Here is a 15,660-nt window from a genome sequence, read left to right as displayed (position 1 = left end):
GCACGGTGCCGCCCCCACGGCACCCGTGTCGAGGGGAGTACCGAGAGATGCAGCGCAGACGGATCGCCGTGGCGGCGGCGGTCGTGGTGGCGGCGGGTGCGGCAGTGGCATTCACCCTGCCGTCGATGGCCGGCACCACGCCGTCGAGCACGACTGCCCAACCCAAGGCCGGTGGCTATGCCCCCCAGATCCTGGCGGCGATGGCCCGTGACCTGGGCCTGGACGGCGATCAGGCCACGGCTCGCCTGCAGCGGGCGAAGTGGGCCAGTGGGGTGAGCGCCAAGCTCTCGGCCCAGACGGGCGCCGACTTCGGTGGCGCCTGGCTGGCCACCGACGGCCGCACCCTCAAGATCGCCGTGACCGACGCCAAGGCTCAGGCCGCGGTGAAGGCGGCCGGCGCTGAGCCGGTGCTGGTCGAGCGCAGCGCACAGTGGCTGGCGACGGCCAAGGAGAAGGTGGATTCGGTCCGCTCCGAGGCGTCCGGCATCACCGGGTGGTACGTCGACGTCAAGACCAACAAGCTGGTCGTCGTGGCCAAGCCGGGCGAGGTCAAGGCGGCCAAGAAACTGGCCCGCACGGCCGGCGTGGCGAGCGACGCGGTCACCGTCGTCACCAGTGAGGCGACGCCGAAGCCGCTGTTCGACGTGCGCGGCGCCGACCCGTACTTCATCGCGGTCGACGGCGGCACCGCCCGCTGCTCGATCGGTTTCTCGGTCGAGGGCGGCTTCGTGACGGCCGGCCACTGCGGCGGCGTCGGCGCGACCACCACCGGCTTCAACCAGCAGGCCCAGGGCACCGTACGGGCGTCGACGTTCCCCGGCTCGGCCGACATGGGCTTCGTCGAGGTCAACGGCGACTGGGACCCGCGCGCCGTGGTCAACGACTTCGAGGGCAACGAGCTGCCGGTGGCCGGCAACGCCGAGGCCCCGGTGGGTGCGGCGGTCTGCCGGTCCGGCTCGACGACCGGCACCTTCTGCGGCACGATCCTGGCCAAGAACCAGACGGTGGTCTACCCCGAGGGCGCGGTCACCGGTCTGACCCGCACCGACGTCTGCGCCGAGGGCGGCGACTCCGGCGGCCCGTGGCTCAGCGGCGACCAGGCCCAGGGCCTCACCTCGGGCGGTTCGGGTGACTGCACGGTCGGCGGCGAGACCTTCTTCCAGCCGGTCAACGAGATCCTCGCGGCCGAGGACCTGACGCTGGTGACCAGCGGCGGCGGCGCGGCCCAGCCCCCAGCCGAGGAAGCGCCCCCGGCCGAGTCGGCCGGCGCCTGTGCCGACCAGGCCGTGCAGCGCGAGGGCACCCTGCCCCGCGCCCGCACCGCCCAGGCCCAGCCCGACGGCGCTGCCTTCCGGGCCAACGCCGGCGTCCAGACCGCCTGCCTGACCGCCGACGAGGGGGCCGACTTCGACCTCTTCCTGCAGCGGCTCACCCGCAACGGGTTCCGCACGGTCGCCAGCGACACCGGCGCCGGCGACAAGGAGCTGACCTTCAACGGCCGCTCCGGCACCTACCGGTACGTCGTCGTCGCCACCTCCGGCAACGGCGCGTACAACCTGGGGTTCAGCACCCCGTGACGCGCCCCGCCACCGTCCCTGCCGGGGTGGCGTAGCGCATCGTCCGATGCCGGGGAGCCGACAGGCTCCCCGGCATCGATGCTTTTCTCAGCTGCTCTGGCGCAGCTCGGCGACCTCGTTGGCGAGCTGGACGCTGGTCGCGACCGCGGCGATGATCACCTGGTCGAGCTGTTCGAAGGTGACGCCCTTCTCCCAGTCGGCGATGACCTCGCCGACCACGAGCACCGTCCCGTCGTCGTTGACGTGGACGTACGCCTTGGGGAACAGCTGGTCGTGGTTCCACGAGTTGCAGAACTCGTAGAGCCGGGTGACATCGTCCATCCCGAAGATGTGTTGCACCATCGCGCGCACCTGGAGCACCTCTTGCTGCTGCCCGATGCGGAAGAAGTAGATGAGGTTGCCCTGGAAGTTGCCGCCGATGTCCCCCTCGGCGTCCTCGAAGTACTTGAAGTCGCGCGCGTCGAGCGCCGCGGTGATCATTTCTTTGGTGAAGGCCTGCACCCGCCGATAGTAGGTCGGCGTCAGTACCTCGGTGCGCCTACCGGATTCATGAGCGTCGCGGCGTTACGGTGTGACCATGGCGGGCCGCACCTCTCCGGCGAGCCGGGGCCGCGCCGCGTCCACGTCGCGCGGCGCCGCTACTAACCGTGCCCGCCAACCGGCCCGGCAGCCCGCTCGCAAGGCGGCGCCGCGCAAGGCGGCCGCCCGGCCCCGCTCGGCGGCCCGGGCGCGGCCCTCGATGGGTTCGGCCGTCGCCACCGGCCTCGGTCGCGGTGTCGGCGCCCTCTGGATGGGTCTGGCTCACAGCGTCGGCTGGGCCGCCCGCGGCGTCGGCCGTCAGGCCGCCACGGCCAAAGAGATCGATCCCGAGCACCGCCGCGACGGCGCCGGCCTGCTGCTGCTGGGCCTGGCCATCCTGGTCGGGGTGGCGGTGTGGTTCGGCAGCGCCGGGCCGGTCGGCCAGTGGCTGGCCGATTCCACCCACCTGTTCCTGGGCGGCCTGGCCGTGCTGCTCCCGCTGCTTCTTCTGTACGGCGCCGTACGCCTGATGCGCAAGCCGGCCGACCCGGAGCACCGCGGCCGCACGCTGGTCGGCTGGACGGCCATCGTCATCGCCACCGCCGCCCTGCTGCACGTCTCGCAGCGCCCCGACGAGGGCACCTTCGACGAGGCCGGGGGCCTGCTCGGGTACGCCTTCGGGGCGCTGCTCGAACGGGCCGTGACAGCCTGGGTCGCGGTGCCGCTGCTGGTGCTGCTGTTCGTGTTCGGCTTCCTGGTGATCACGGCCACCCCGATCAACAAGATCCCCGAGCGGGTGCTGCTGCTGGTCGACGTGCTGCTGGGCCGTTCGACCGAGCGTGCCCCGCTGCCCACCCCCGACCTGCCCGAGGACGACGAGGACAGCGACGAGGAGCCGGTCAAGAAGCGCCGCCCGTCGCGTCGTCGCCAGGGCTCGCTGGCCGACATCGGGCTGGCCCCCGAGGACGAGCCGGTCGCCGACGAGGACGACTTCCTCGTGCACGACACGGTGGCCGTGCCCAAGGTGCCGGCCAGCCGCAAGAAGCCGACGCCGGCCCCGCCCGACCACTCCGAGCCGCTGCCGACCCGGGCCGAGCAGCTCGAGATCAGCTCGGTGCCGGGCGACTACCGCCTGCCGCCGCCGTCGCTGCTGGGCCAGGGCGCGCCGCCCAAGTCGCGCAGCCGGGCCAACGACGAGATCATGGCCGCCCTGTCCGGGGTGTTCGAGCAGTTCAACGTCGACGCCGAGGTCACCGGCTTCACCCGCGGGCCGACGGTCACCCGCTACGAGGTCGAGATCGGCCCCGGCACCAAGGTCGAGCGCATCACCCAGCTGTCGCGCAACATCGCGTACGCGGTGAAGTCGCCCGACGTCCGGATCCTGAGCCCGATCCCCGGCAAGAGCGCGGTCGGCGTCGAGATCCCGAACACCGACCCCGAGAACGTGGCGCTGGGTGACGTTCTGCGCTCGCGGGCCTCCACCGCCGACCACCACCCGATGCTGGTCGCGCTGGGCAAGGACATCGAGGGCGGCTTCGTCGTGGCCAACCTGGCCAAGATGCCGCACATCCTGATCGCGGGCGCGACCGGCGCCGGCAAGAGCTCCTGCCTCAACTCGCTGCTGGTGTCGCTGCTGACCAGGGCCACCCCCGATGAGGTACGCCTGCTGCTGGTCGACCCGAAGCGGGTCGAGATGACGGCGTACGAGGGAATTCCGCACCTCGTCACGCCGATCATCACGAATCCCAAGAAGGCGGCCGACGCCCTCGAGTGGGTCGTGCGCGAGATGGACATGCGCTACGACGACCTCGCGGCCAACGGCGTGCGTCACCTCGACGACTTCAACCGCAAGGTGCGCAGCGGCGAGATCACCGCCCCGCCCGGCAGCGAGCGGGTCATGAAGCCGTACCCGTACCTGTTGGTCATCATCGACGAGCTGGCCGACCTGATGATGGTGGCGCCGCGCGACGTCGAGGACTCGGTCGTGCGCATCACCCAGCTCGCCCGGGCCGCCGGCATCCACCTGGTGCTGGCCACCCAGCGGCCGTCGGTCGACGTGGTGACCGGTCTGATCAAGGCCAACGTGCCGTCCCGGCTCGCCTTCGCGACGTCCTCGCTGGCCGACAGCCGGGTCATCCTCGACCAGCCGGGCGCCGAGAAGCTGCTCGGCCGGGGCGACGGCCTGTTCCTGCCGATGGGCGCCTCGAAGCCGGTGCGCATCCAGGGCGCCTGGGTCGACGAGAAAGAGATCGCGGCGGTCGTCAAGTTCTGCAAGGACCAGCGCGAGCCTGAGTTCCGCGAGGACGTCACCGAGGTCCCGCAGAGCAAGAAGAAGCAGATCGACGAGGAGGTCGGCGACGACCTCGAGGTGCTGATCCAGGCCATCGAGCTGGTCGTGAGCAGTCAGTTCGGCTCGACGTCGATGCTGCAGCGCAAGCTGCGGGTGGGCTTCGCCAAGGCGGGCCGCCTGATGGACCTGATGGAGACCCGGGGCATCGTCGGCCCGTCCGAGGGCAGCAAGGCCCGCGACGTGCTGGTCAAGCCCGACGAGCTGGAAGAGGCACTGGCCGCTCTGAAGGTTGATTGATCGTCAGCAGCTCGAACTCCTCCTCCAGCGGGTCCTTCTTGAAGGCGGGGCTCAGCAGCTGGTAGCTGACGACGATCAGGGCGGCCAGCATCAGCAGCGCCGCGACCGTCGGCAGAACGGCGACAACCCTTCCGAACAGGTACGGCTGATAGCTCAGCAGGGAAGCCGCCTGGACCAGCAGCGGCACGGACCAGAGCCGCGGCATGAACATCACCAGGACGACGGTCAGCACGTCGGCCAGGAAGAAGTAACGCTCGTGCATGCCGGGCAGCAGGAACGGCACGAGGATCGAGAACAGCGCCGCCGCCAGCACGACGCGCTCGCGGGTCAGCTCGACCTGGCGCGCGATCAGCACGTAGACGACCCCGATCACGACCGCGGCCGCGAACAGATAGCCCAGGGTGCGCAACGTGTCCTCACGGGGGCCGCCGGGCATCAGGGCGAACACGTTCGGGGCGCGCAGGCTCAGCTCGGGCACGTTGCGGGCCTGCCGGTCCATGCTGTAGATCGTGAGCAGCTCGATCGGGTTGCGCCCGAGCAGGACGGCGGGCACATCGAGAGCAAGATATGCGGCGGGCGCGGCGAGCAACGTACGCCAGGGAATCTTGCCGGCCAGAACCAGGAGCAGCAGCAGCGGCAGGATGAAGATCCCCTGCGGCTTCATGGCGACCGCGACGCCGCACAGCGCCACACCCCACCAGGGCTTGTCCTTGAGCAGGAAATAGACGGCGCCCAGGGCGGGCGCGGCCCACATCGCGTCGATCTGCCCCCAGAACGACGCGTTCAGCACGACTGTCGGAAGCAGCACCACGATCAGCGCCGCCGCCATCGGGATGCGGCTGCCCGGCCGGCGCAGCGCGACGATCCGGTAGGCGAAGAACGCCAGCACGACGTCGAAGACGACCCACATCATCTTGATCTTGAGTAGCAGCGGGCCGGGCAGATAGATCGTGAAGGCGAGCAGATAGAGGAAGGGCGCGTTGTAGTTGCCCACCTCGGTGCCGATCCCGCGCCAGCCGCCGGCCTCGCGCAACTGGCGGTGCCACGCGAAGAAGATGCGCATGTCACCCGTCTTCTCGTGGAAGCCGACCCAGCGGGCCAGGATCGCGATCACGACGAGCGCGGCAATGAGCAGGGCTTCGGCGTGCGGCGGGGGCTTCTTCAGAGTCTGCATGGCGCCCAGGGATACGGGCAGGAGACCCGGACGGATCAGTGCGCGGTCCAGCCAGGCACAGCATCCGGCTAACCTGGTCGGGTGTCGGTAACTCCTTCTCCCCGCCGTGTCGCCCTTCTCACCCTCGGCTGTGCCCGTAACGAGGTCGACTCGGAAGAGCTCGCGGCCCGCCTCGACGCGGGCGGATGGCAGGTGAGCACCGACGCCGACGGTGCCGACGTGGTGGTCGTCAACACCTGTGGCTTCGTCGAGAAGGCGAAGCAGGATTCGATCGAGACCCTGCTGGCCGCGGCCGACACGGGGGCCAAGGTCGTGGCGGCCGGCTGCATGGCCGAGCGCTACGGCAAAGAGCTGGCCGACAGCCTGCCCGAGGCGTCGGCGGTGGTCAGCTTCGACGACTACACCGACATCGCGGCCCGGCTCGACGGCGTCCTGGCCGGCGAGACGTTCGACGCGCACACCCCGCGCGACCGGCGCGAGCTGCTGCCGATCACGCCCGTGCAGCGCCAGGCGGCCAAGGTCGTCATCCCCGGGCACGCCACGGTCGACGAGCACACCCCGGCCCACCTGCGCCCGGTGCTGCGCCGCCGGCTCGACGACGGGCCGGTCGCGAGCCTCAAGCTGGCCAGCGGGTGCGACCGCAAGTGCGCGTTCTGCGCGATCCCGGCCTTCCGCGGCGCCTTCGTGTCGCGCGATCCGCAAGAGCTGCTGGCCGAGGCGGAGTGGCTGGCCAAGTCCGGCGTCCGCGAGCTCGTGCTGGTCAGTGAGAACAGCACCTCGTACGGGAAGGATCTGGGCGACCCCCGGGCGCTCGAGAAGCTGCTGCCCCAGCTGGCCGCGGTCGACGGCATCGTGCGGGTGCGGGCCAGCTACCTGCAACCCGCCGAGACCCGGCCCGGCCTGGTCGAGGCGATCGCCAACACCCCCGGGGTCGCGCCCTACTTCGACCTCTCGTTCCAGCACTCGAGCGAGCCCGTGCTGCGCCGCATGCGGCGTTTCGGCTCCACCGACCGGTTCCTCGAGCTGCTCGACTCGGCCCGCAAGCTGGCCCCGGCGGCCGGCGCGCGCAGCAACTTCATCGTCGGCTTCCCCGGCGAGACCAGGCAGGACGTCGACGAGCTGGTGCGCTTCCTGTCCGAGGCCCGGCTCGACGCCATCGGTGTCTTCGACTACAGCGACGAGGACGGCACCGAGGCCGCCGGTCTCGACAAGAAGGTCAAGGAAGACACGATCAAGCGCCGGTACGACCGGATCGTCACGCTGGCCGACGAGCTCTGCAACCAGCGGGCCGAGGAGCGGCTCGGCTCGATCGTCGAGGTGCTGGTCGACACGGTCGAGGGCGGCGACGTCGAGGGGCGCGCCGAGCACCAGGCGCCCGAGGTCGACGGCTCGACCACGCTCGTCTCCGACAGCACCGGGGTCGATCTGGCCGCGCTGCGCCCCGGCGACTTCGTGCGGGCCCGGGTCACCGCGACCGAGGGCGTCGACCTGGTCGCCGTGCCGGTCGAGATGATCTCCGCGGCGCCGGTGTCCGCGCGGTGACCGACGAGCCGGTCCCGGTGGCCGCGTCCCGGCCGGTGTCGCCCTACAACGCGGCGAACGTCCTGACCGTGGTCCGGATCGTGCTGGTCCCGGTGTTCCTCGCCCTCGTGGTCTCGTCCCAGCTCACCGGCACCGGCGCGCGCATCGTGACCTGCCTGGTGTTCTGCGTGGCCTCGGCCACCGACTTCGTCGACGGCTGGATCGCCCGGCGCTGGTCGCTGGTCACCTCGTTCGGCAAGGTGGCCGACCCGATCGCCGACAAGGCCCTGACCGGCACCGCGCTGGTCCTGCTCTCGGTCTACGACCGGCTGCCGTGGTGGGTCACCGTGCTGATCCTCGTCCGGGAGTGGGGGATCACGGCGCTGCGGTTCTGGGTGATCCGGTACGGCATCATCCCGGCCAGCCGCGGTGGCAAGCTCAAGACCGTGCTGCAGATCGCCGCCATCGCCTGGTACCTCTGGCCCGTCCCCGAGCCGTTCGACGTCGTCGGCGTGGTGCTGATGGGCGCGGCCACGATCGTGACGGTCGTGACCGGTGCGGACTATGTGATCGAGGCGCTGCGCCTGCGGCGGAACGCCCGGCGGGCCTCGTGAGCCCCGGTTTGGCCGCTGCCGCGGCCGTGCACCGGCTGGTCGATCGGGGCGAGACGTTCGCCACCGCCGAATCGCTGACCGGTGGGCTGGTGGCGGCCACGGTGGTCGAGATCCCAGGCGTGAGCGCGGTCTACCGCGGCGGCTTCGTCGTCTATGCCACCGAGCTCAAGCACACCCTGGCCGGCGTGCCGCGGGGCCTGCTCGACGAGCGGGGTCCGGTCGATCCCGACGTGGCCGTGGCGCTGGCCGAGGGCGCCCGGGACCGCTGCGGCGCCGACTGGGGCGTGGCCACGACCGGCGTGGCCGGGCCCGAGCCGCAGGACGGTAAGCCGGTCGGCCTGGTCTATGTGGCGGCGGCCGGCCCGGCCGGTTCCCAGGTGCGCGAGCTGCGGCTCGAAGGAAATCGGTCGGCCATCCGCACTGAAAGTGTGACGAGCGCGCTACTTCTGCTCTCAGACTGTCTGCAGGACGCCTCAGCAGCGGTCTGAGCTGGGGAATGTCCCATGGACCACAGTCGTTACACGAGAGCCCCGTTGTCGGGCTGCCCCGGAATTCGGCGGGGCGGTATGTCGGTCTGGCCGGCAGCGGGTACGGTTGCGGGAAGCCTCCGGCGCGTGCCGGCGGCCCCGCCGCAGGAGGAGGTGCCATGGTCCTGCTACGCCGGGTTATCGGCGACGCACTGAGGGCGCGCCGGCAGGGGCAGCACCGCACGCTGCGCGAGGTGTCCACCGCCGCGAATGTCAGCCTGGGCTACCTGTCGGAAATCGAGCGCGGTCAGAAGGAAGCGTCCAGCGAGCTGCTGGCCGCCATCTGCGACGCCCTGGGCGCTCGCCTCTCCGAGCTCCTGGGTGAGGTCAGCAGCACGCTGTCGCTCGCCGAGGGCATGGAGGGTGTGCTCGTGCCGGTCGACGAGAAGGCGAAGATGACCGACGGGGACGTCTCCGTCGCCGTCCGCCGGGAATCGCCGCTCAAGGCGACGCTGCACGCGACTCGCAAGCCGCAGCGCGACGTCGTCTACGCCGCCTGAACAACGAGATCGTCTGCCCGGGCCGGGTCCGCTCCAGCGAGCGGAACCGGCCCGATTTCTGTTCGGCGGCTGTGGGGTTGCTGAGACTCCTCGGGGTGGCTCCCTCGGGATCGACCCCGAGCATCCAGAGCGCGTAACCTCGTAGCGTGGGGGTCACCCTGAGATCCCCCCGAGGTCACGTGACGTCGGTGGCGTCGAGCTGACACGATGGCATGACACAACTGGTGAATCGCCATCGCGACAGCTCCTCGATCTGCGTCGGTGGCGGACCCGATAGAGCGACATTGAGGGGATACCGCGAAATGGCGAACCCGTTCGTCAAGGGCTGGCGATACATGATGGCGCTCTTCGGCGCGAAGATCGATGAATACGCCGACCCGAAGGTTCAGATCCAGCAAGCCATCGAGGACGCGCAGCGCCAGCACCAAGGTCTCGTTCAGCAGGCCGCGGCCGTCATCGGCAACCAGCGCCAGCTCGAGATGAAGCTGTCCCGCCAGATGGAAGAGGTCGAGAAGCTGCAGGGCATGGCCCGGCAGGCGCTCGTCCTGGCCGACCGGGCGCGGGCCGGCGGCGACGAGGCCGAGGCTCAGAAGTACGAGAGCACCGCCACGACGCTCGCCACCCAGCTGGTCTCGGGCGAGCAGTCGATGGAAGACCTCAAGACGCTGCACGACCAGGCGCTCTCAGCCGCGGGCCAGGCCCGCAAGGCGGTCGAGAACAACGCCATGGTCCTCCAGCAGCGCATCGCCGAGCGCTCGCGTCTGCTGAGCCAGCTCGAGCAGGCCAAGATGCAAGAGACGGTGGCCAAGTCGCTCGAGTCGATGTCCTCGCTCGCCGCGCCCGGCAACACGCCGTCGCTCGACGAGGTCCGCGACAAGATCGAGCAGCGCTACGCGAACGCGATGGGCCGGGCCGAGCTCGCGTCCAACTCGGTCGAGGGCCGCATGCTCGAGGTGCAGAAGTCGAGCCTCGACCTGGCCGGTTCGTCCCGGCTCGAGCAGATCCGGGCGAGCATGGCCGGTGACAAGCTCGGCGCCGCGCCCACGCAGCCCGCGGTCGAGCAGTCGTCGGCTCCGGCCTCCGACCCGGCCAGCGTCGCGCGGCTCGACGAGATCCGCGCCAGCATGAACCAGAAGCGCGGCGACACGTCGGCCGCCGGCTGATTTTTCGAGGAGGGCGACGGTGGACGAGCGGACCAGATACTTCCGGCGGCTCAAGCGGCTGCGCAGCGCGGCGCGGCGGTGGAGTGTGCTGGGAGGCGGGCTGGCCGCCGCCACCGCCGTCCTCACTCCTTATCAGGGCATCGGCTGGGCCGACGCGATCTGGGCCGGCTCGGCCGGCGCCTCGGTCGCCCTGGCCTGGTGGCGCTTCAGCGACCACCGCGAGCTGGCGGCCCAGCCCGCCCCGCCGGCACCGCCGCCCGCGATCGCCGGGGCCAAGCTGACCGCGGCGCTCGAACGCTTCCCGGCCGGCCGCACCATGATCAACGAGGTCCGCCGGCAGAAGAACCGCTACGCCCTGCGCGGCTCGGCGATCACCCAGGCCTGGGACAGGCTCGATGTGGCTTCGTCAACTTTGACCGCTCTATCCGGTCGGCTCACCGGGGCCGGTGAGGGTGCGATGCTCGAGGCCGCGGTGGCCGAGGAGTGGTTGCGTGATCTCGGGCAGCGGGTGGCCAGTGTCGAACGGGCGCTGCCGCTGAGCCCGCCCGAGCAGCGGGCCGGGCTCACCGAGTCGCACGGCCTGCTGGCCGAGCAGTTCACCGAGGGCGTCGACGCGTACGAGCGGTTGGTCGCGGCCGCAGCCAGCTACGTCGCCGAGGACGGCCACCCGGTGACCGACGGCAAACACCCGGCCTTCGCCAGCCTGGTCGACGCGACCGACAAACTGCGCGGCATCGCCGAGGGCCTCTCCGAACTCAAACGCCCGGCCTAGCCTTTACGCTTCCGCTTCCGCTGTCGTGCCTTCGCGCCCGCGTCTCCGCGTTCGCCCGCGCCCGCGTCTCCGCGTTCGCCCGCGCCCGCGTCTCGGGTTCGCCCTCGCCCGCGCTTCGCGTTCGTCCTCGCGCCTTCGCGTTCGGGCCCCCGCGACTTCGGCCCCCGTGCATTTCGGGCCACGGTCTCTGCCTTCGTGCCCCCCTCGACCTCGCGCCTCTGCGCGGGCATCGCTGGGAGCTTCTTCCAACTGAACGGGCGGCCTAGCTTTCTGGCTTCTCTGCGGGGCGTGGCTGGCAGCGCGGACACCAGTATGTGATGCGTTCGCCCTTTTCGTCCTTCTGGATGGCGGCGCCGCACCGGCGGCAGGGTTGCGCGCGACGACCGTACACATAGCTCGTCTGGCCCCGGCGTAATGAGCCGGTGGTGGTCTGTGTCCAGCGGCCGCGATTCGAGGCGACCAGTTTCTGGGCCAGCTTCACGGTGCCGGGCAGGTCGGCGACCTGTGAAACGTGCGTCCATGGCCACAACCCGCGCAAAAAGAGCGTCTCGGCCTTGTAGAGGTTGCCCACGCCGGCCAGGTTGCGCTGGTCGAGCAGGGCCTCGGCGATGGTCCGCTCCGGCTGCTCGGCGATGCGCCGGGCCGCCTCGTCGGCGTCCCAGTCGGCGCCCAGCAGGTCGGGACCCAGGTGACCGACGTGCTGCTCCTCGTCGGCGGTCGGGTACAGCGCCAGCTCGTGCAGGTGATAACCGACAGCCACCGAGCGCCGGGTACGCAGCACGACCCGGATCAGGTGGGCCGGGCGGGCCGTCCATCGTTCGCCCGGGGCGTACGCCCGCCAGGCGCCCTCCATGCGCAGGTGCGAGTGCAGGGTCAGCGGCTGGCTGCCGTCCCGGGTCAGGCGCAGGAGCAGGTGCTTACCCCGGCTGGCCGACTCGGCGACGGTCCAGCCGCTGAGGTCGGTGGTGGCCAGCTGGGGCACGCGGAAGTCGGAGCCGGTCAGCACGTCGCCTTGGAGGGCCTTCTCCAGCACGCGCGCGGTGTTCCAGACGGTGTCGCCCTCAGGCATGCCCCAATCCTGCCCCGGAACCGCCCCCGGATAACGCCACCGCCCCGACTCGTCTCGGGTCGCTCGGTCCGATTGTTGCCGCTGGTCTGCCTTTATCGTCAGCCCGCCTGCGCCGGTCTGCCTGCGCCGGTCTGCCTGCGCCGGTCTGCCTGCGCCGGTCTGCCTGCGCCGGTCTGCCTGCGCCGATTTGCCCGCGTTGGCCTGCGCGCGTTGGCCCGCTGGACCGCTCGCGGTGGCCCGCCCACGCTGACTGGCCCGCGCCGGTCGGTGGACCGCACGCGCTGACCCGCCCGCGCCGACCGCTGGACCCCTCCGGTGCCGACCCGCCTGCGCCGGCTCCGCGTCGGCCCGCCCGCCTGTGCTTGCCCGTCTGTCCACGCCGGCGGGCTGCCTGGCGTGGTCGGCGCTACTGGCGGACGGCCACCTTGACGATGTCGCCCGGGGTCACCGAGAGGACGACCACAGCGCGGCCGTTGTTGACGGCGATCGCCACGTGGCCGGCCGAGTCCTCGAAGACCAGCAGGTCGCCCTGGTCGACGTCGGCGAAGGTGGCGCCGCGGCGGGCGCTGACCGTGCTGTTGATCACCAGGTCGCCGCTCAGCCCGCGCAGCATGTCGCCGTTCGCGGCCAGCTGCACATTGCCGAACCGGTCGACGGTGAGTACTTCCGCCTCGAGCCACCCGTCGCCCACAGTGACGACCGGGTCGGGCAGCCGGACGAGGGTGTCCTTGTCGATCGGCGTACCGGCCTCGGTCGGGGACGTGCCGGCGGCGAGCCGGGCGCCGGCCGGGGCGAAGACGTCCCGCCCGTGGAACGTGCTCGAGACGGCCTCTTTCACGGTCAGCTCATACGCCGCCTCGATGCCCCCGAGCGCCTCGGCGGCCCAGATCAGCAGGCCGTTGTCGGGCCCGACGAGCAGCCCCTCGGGCGTCACGAGGACGATGCCCCGGCGCGCCGTGCCCACCCCCGGGTCGACCACCGCGACGTGCACGCTCGGCGGCAGGTGGGGCGCCGTCTGCGCCAGCACGGCCGCGCCGCGGGCCACATCGGCCGGCGGCACGTGATGCGTGACGTCGATGACGCGCACCTGAGGCGCGACTCGCGCGATCGATCCGTGACACGCCGCGACGAAGCCGTCGAACGTTCCGTAGTCGGTAGTGAGGCTGATCCATTCATACCCGGCCATGGTGAGAAACGTTACTGCCTTGCTACGGATCGTGTGTGGCAGGTTCCCCGAGGCGCGCCGCGCACATTCTGGCAGGGTTGGGGCATGCGTCTCGTGATCTTCACCGAGCCCCAGCAGGGGGCAAGCCACGACGACCTGCGCAAGCTGGCGCAGGCGGCCGAGGCCAGCGGCTACGACGGCTTCTTCCGCTCCGACCACTTCCTCGCGATGGGCGGCGACGGCCTCCCCGGCCCGAGCGACGCGTGGCTGACGCTGGCCGCGCTGGCCGTGCAGACGTCCCGCATCCGGCTCGGCACGCTGGTGACCTCGGCGACCTTCCGCCTGCCGGGCCCGCTGGCCATCGCGGTCGCCCAGGCCGACCAGATCAGCAACGGCCGCATCGAGTTCGGCCTGGGCGGCGGCTGGTTCGAGGCCGAGCACACGGCCTACGGCATCCCGTTCCCGCCGCTGGGCGAGCGCTTCGACCGCCTGGAGGAACAGCTCGAGATCATCACCGGCCTGTGGTCGACGCAGCCCGGCCACACCTACGACTTCCAGGGCAAGTTCTACCAGCTCAATGACTCCCCGGCCCTGCCCAAGCCGGCCCAGTCGCCCCGCCCGCCGGTCATCGTCGGCGGCCACGGCAAGAAGCGAACCCCCAACCTGGCCGCCCGCTTCGCCGACGAGTTCAACGTCCCCTTCGCCAAAATCGAAGACGTAGCCCCCACGTACGAACGTGTCCGCGCCGCCTCAGCCGCCATCGGCCGAGCCACCCCGCCCGCCTTCTCCGCCGCCGCCGTGCTCTGCGTAGGCCGCGACGACGCCGAGGTGGCCCGCCGCGCCGCCGCCATCGGCCGCGAGCCCGCCGAAATGCGCGAGAACGGCGGCATCGTCGGCACCCCCGCCGAAGCCCTGGAAACCATCAAGGCATACGCCCAGGCCGGCGCCACCCGCCTCTTCCTCCAGGTCCTGGACCTACAAGACCTGGACCACATCGACCTGGTAGCCACCGAGGTAGCCCCCCACCTCTGACATCACCCACGCCCAGCCACACGCGGCCCGCCTACCCGGGGCTGTCACTGACCCCACGCGGGCCGCGCGCGGCTTGCCCACCCGGCGCCGACGCCCACCCACGCCCGGCCGTGCATGACCTGTCTGTCCGGGGTTGATGCCCACCTCGCGGTCGGCCGCGCCCAGGTCGCTTACCCGGAGCCGACGCCCGGCCGCGCCTGGCCTGCCACCCGGGGCCGATGCCTGCCTGGCGGCCGGCCAGGCCAGGCCCGCCGAGCTGCCACGCGCGTGGCCTGCCCGCCCATGGCTGACGCCTGCCTCACGATCGGCCGCGCCTGGTCCGCTCCACCTGGAGTCTGCGCAGTCTGCCCGCTTGCTGCGCGTTGGAACTGGCTCGCGTCGTGAGAGTTGGCCGCCGACCTCGAGCTTGATCGGTCGTGGGTGAGGCCGGGCGAACGGCCGAGCGCGCGGCTGGGGCGGGTCGCCTATCCTTCGGGTCGGAAAGAACAGCGGGGAGGGCGAGTGGCGGGTTCACGGCTTTATGTCGCGCGCGACGGCGCGGCCACCGTGGTTTCCCGCGAGCGGCTGCCCATGGCCCGTTCCCGCCTCGTCGACCGTTCCTGGACGGCACTGGTCGAAGTAACGGTGCCGGATGTGCGCGAGCCCGACGAAGAACTCGAACAGCGGGGCGCGGGCTGGTTCATCGGGGCTCCCGTGGCTGCGGGCGCGATCGCTGTCGCCCTGGGCCCGGTCGAGATCGGCGTCGCGGTGGCTGCCGTGACCTTCTTCGGCCTGGCCTACATCGAACCGGCCATCCGTCGTCGCCTGCAGGCCCGGCGGCCCCGCCCAGCTCCCGTCACTGCGCGCATCCTCACCGCAGCCGAAGACCGGGCGGCCTTCCGGAAAGCCGTCGAGACGGCCGACGCGGTCAGCGCCACGTGGCCCCGCCTGGGCGCCCTGGTCGACACCGCCGAGGCCGAGCCGATGCTGGCCGAGGCACTGTGGGAGATCGCCGGTGTCCTGGAACGCCGCCAGAAGCTGTCCCGCGTCCTGGCCGACCTGAGCCGCCCCGACTTCGCCGCCCAGCCCGCCTCCGACGCGACGGCCCTCGAACTGCGCAGCCAGCTGGACGCCACCCGCCAAGCCCTGGCCGCGGTGGAAGCCGACCTGGCCCAACGCCAGTCCAGCCTGCACCGCGCCGAACAAGCAGGCCAGGACTTCATCCGCGAGGACGAGATGCGCCGCGCCATCCGCGAGGCCAAGAAAACACTCGGCACCCCCGATGCCACTCCCGCCCTCCCCGCAGCCACCACGGCCCCGTCCGACACCGCCGCCGAACTGGCCAACCAGACCCGCTCAGTCCTGGACGCCTACCGCGAACTGACCGCCGGCCTGCACTCCAACCCACCCACCTGACAAAGCCACCACCGCTCGCCGCCGCTCCGTCGCTGCTGCTGCCCC

At 71.4% G+C, this 15,660-nt stretch carries 14 protein-coding genes; 10 read left to right on the top strand and 4 right to left on the bottom strand.

Features of this window, described 5'->3' with window-relative positions:
- Positions 1–47 precede the first annotated feature (47 nt).
- Complete coding sequence (locus tag M1L60_RS10345; RefSeq protein WP_253237105.1) at positions 48–1,577, top strand: S1 family peptidase; 1,530 nt, start codon at positions 48–50, stop codon at positions 1,575–1,577.
- Positions 1,578–1,664: 87 nt separating this feature from the next.
- On the opposite strand, the gene M1L60_RS10340 is transcribed toward M1L60_RS10345, so the two are convergent.
- A complete protein-coding gene (locus M1L60_RS10340; protein ID WP_253237104.1) occupies positions 1,665–2,078 on the bottom strand; it encodes a YbjN domain-containing protein in 414 nt (137 codons plus the stop codon).
- 76 nt (positions 2,079–2,154) lie between these two features.
- Between M1L60_RS10340 and M1L60_RS10335 the strand changes: the two genes are divergently transcribed.
- Positions 2,155–4,683: a DNA translocase FtsK gene (locus M1L60_RS10335; protein ID WP_253237103.1), complete on the top strand. Its 2,529-nt coding sequence runs from the start codon at positions 2,155–2,157 to the stop codon at positions 4,681–4,683.
- Here M1L60_RS10335 and M1L60_RS10330 read toward each other — a convergent pair.
- Positions 4,634–5,857 carry a glycosyltransferase 87 family protein gene (locus tag M1L60_RS10330; RefSeq protein WP_253237102.1) on the bottom strand — a complete coding sequence of 408 codons (1,224 nt, stop codon included), beginning with the start codon at positions 5,855–5,857 and terminating at the stop codon, positions 4,634–4,636. The two genes, M1L60_RS10335 and M1L60_RS10330, sit on opposite strands and share 50 nt — an antisense overlap.
- An 81-nt stretch (positions 5,858–5,938) precedes the next feature.
- Between M1L60_RS10330 and rimO the strand changes: the two genes are divergently transcribed.
- The 6 genes from rimO to pspM all read left to right on the top strand — a co-directional run bounded on the left by rimO (position 5,939) and on the right by pspM (position 10,954).
- Positions 5,939–7,399 carry a 30S ribosomal protein S12 methylthiotransferase RimO gene (gene rimO / locus M1L60_RS10325; RefSeq protein ID WP_253237101.1) on the top strand — a complete coding sequence of 487 codons (1,461 nt, stop codon included), beginning with the start codon at positions 5,939–5,941 and terminating at the stop codon, positions 7,397–7,399.
- Positions 7,396–7,992, top strand: coding sequence for a CDP-diacylglycerol--glycerol-3-phosphate 3-phosphatidyltransferase (gene pgsA / locus M1L60_RS10320; protein WP_253237100.1), 597 nt, complete (start codon positions 7,396–7,398; stop codon positions 7,990–7,992). Before rimO ends, pgsA begins: the two co-directional genes overlap by 4 nt.
- Positions 7,989–8,480, top strand: a complete 492-nt coding sequence (locus M1L60_RS10315) for a CinA family protein (protein WP_253237099.1) — start codon at positions 7,989–7,991, stop codon at positions 8,478–8,480. The genes pgsA and M1L60_RS10315 overlap by 4 nt, the downstream gene beginning before the upstream one ends.
- Positions 8,481–8,638: 158 nt before the next feature.
- Positions 8,639–9,019 (top strand): helix-turn-helix domain-containing protein, encoded by a 381-nt coding sequence (locus M1L60_RS10310; RefSeq protein ID WP_253237098.1) that lies wholly within the window; start codon positions 8,639–8,641, stop codon positions 9,017–9,019.
- A 302-nt stretch (positions 9,020–9,321) separates the two neighbouring features.
- Entirely contained in the window at positions 9,322–10,182 is an 861-nt protein-coding gene (locus tag M1L60_RS10305) for a PspA/IM30 family protein (protein WP_253237097.1), read from the top strand.
- Between the two features lie 19 nt (positions 10,183–10,201).
- Positions 10,202–10,954, top strand: coding sequence for a phage shock envelope stress response protein PspM (gene pspM, locus M1L60_RS10300; RefSeq protein ID WP_253237096.1), 753 nt, complete (start codon positions 10,202–10,204; stop codon positions 10,952–10,954).
- A 262-nt stretch (positions 10,955–11,216) separates the two neighbouring features.
- Here the strand turns inward: pspM and M1L60_RS10295 are convergent, their stop codons facing one another.
- Entirely contained in the window at positions 11,217–12,023 is an 807-nt protein-coding gene (locus M1L60_RS10295; protein WP_253237095.1) for a DNA-formamidopyrimidine glycosylase family protein, read from the bottom strand.
- Between the two features lie 406 nt (positions 12,024–12,429).
- Positions 12,430–13,209, bottom strand: coding sequence for an SAM hydrolase/SAM-dependent halogenase family protein (locus tag M1L60_RS10290; RefSeq protein ID WP_253237094.1), 780 nt, complete (start codon positions 13,207–13,209; stop codon positions 12,430–12,432).
- Between the two features lie 84 nt (positions 13,210–13,293).
- On the opposite strand from M1L60_RS10290, the gene M1L60_RS10285 reads away from it, so the two are divergent.
- Positions 13,294–14,220 carry an LLM class F420-dependent oxidoreductase gene (locus M1L60_RS10285; RefSeq protein ID WP_253237093.1) on the top strand — a complete coding sequence of 309 codons (927 nt, stop codon included), beginning with the start codon at positions 13,294–13,296 and terminating at the stop codon, positions 14,218–14,220.
- Positions 14,221–14,721: 501 nt separating this feature from the next.
- Positions 14,722–15,615: a hypothetical protein gene (locus M1L60_RS10280; RefSeq protein WP_253237092.1), complete on the top strand. Its 894-nt coding sequence runs from the start codon at positions 14,722–14,724 to the stop codon at positions 15,613–15,615.
- Positions 15,616–15,660: the final 45 nt, after the last annotated feature.

Source organism: Paractinoplanes aksuensis, assembly GCF_024137025.1.
Classification (GTDB): domain Bacteria; phylum Actinomycetota; class Actinomycetes; order Mycobacteriales; family Micromonosporaceae; genus Actinoplanes; species Actinoplanes aksuensis.
This window is presented reverse-complemented; position numbering and strand designations above follow the sequence as displayed.

Excerpts from the sequence above, each read along its gene's own strand:
- M1L60_RS10345 (WP_253237105.1), top strand. The coding sequence starts at position 48 with ATGCAGCGCAGACGGATCGCCGTGGCGGCGGCGGTCGTGGTGGCGGCG.
- M1L60_RS10335 (WP_253237103.1), top strand. The coding sequence starts at position 2,155 with ATGGCGGGCCGCACCTCTCCGGCGAGCCGGGGCCGCGCCGCGTCCACG.
- M1L60_RS10330 (WP_253237102.1), bottom strand. The coding sequence starts at position 5,857 with ATGCAGACTCTGAAGAAGCCCCCGCCGCACGCCGAAGCCCTGCTCATT.
- M1L60_RS10310 (WP_253237098.1), top strand. The coding sequence starts at position 8,639 with ATGGTCCTGCTACGCCGGGTTATCGGCGACGCACTGAGGGCGCGCCGG.
- M1L60_RS10305 (WP_253237097.1), top strand. The coding sequence starts at position 9,322 with ATGGCGAACCCGTTCGTCAAGGGCTGGCGATACATGATGGCGCTCTTC.
- M1L60_RS10295 (WP_253237095.1), bottom strand. The coding sequence starts at position 12,023 with ATGCCTGAGGGCGACACCGTCTGGAACACCGCGCGCGTGCTGGAGAAG.
- M1L60_RS10290 (WP_253237094.1), bottom strand. The coding sequence starts at position 13,209 with ATGGCCGGGTATGAATGGATCAGCCTCACTACCGACTACGGAACGTTC.
- M1L60_RS10285 (WP_253237093.1), top strand. The coding sequence starts at position 13,294 with ATGCGTCTCGTGATCTTCACCGAGCCCCAGCAGGGGGCAAGCCACGAC.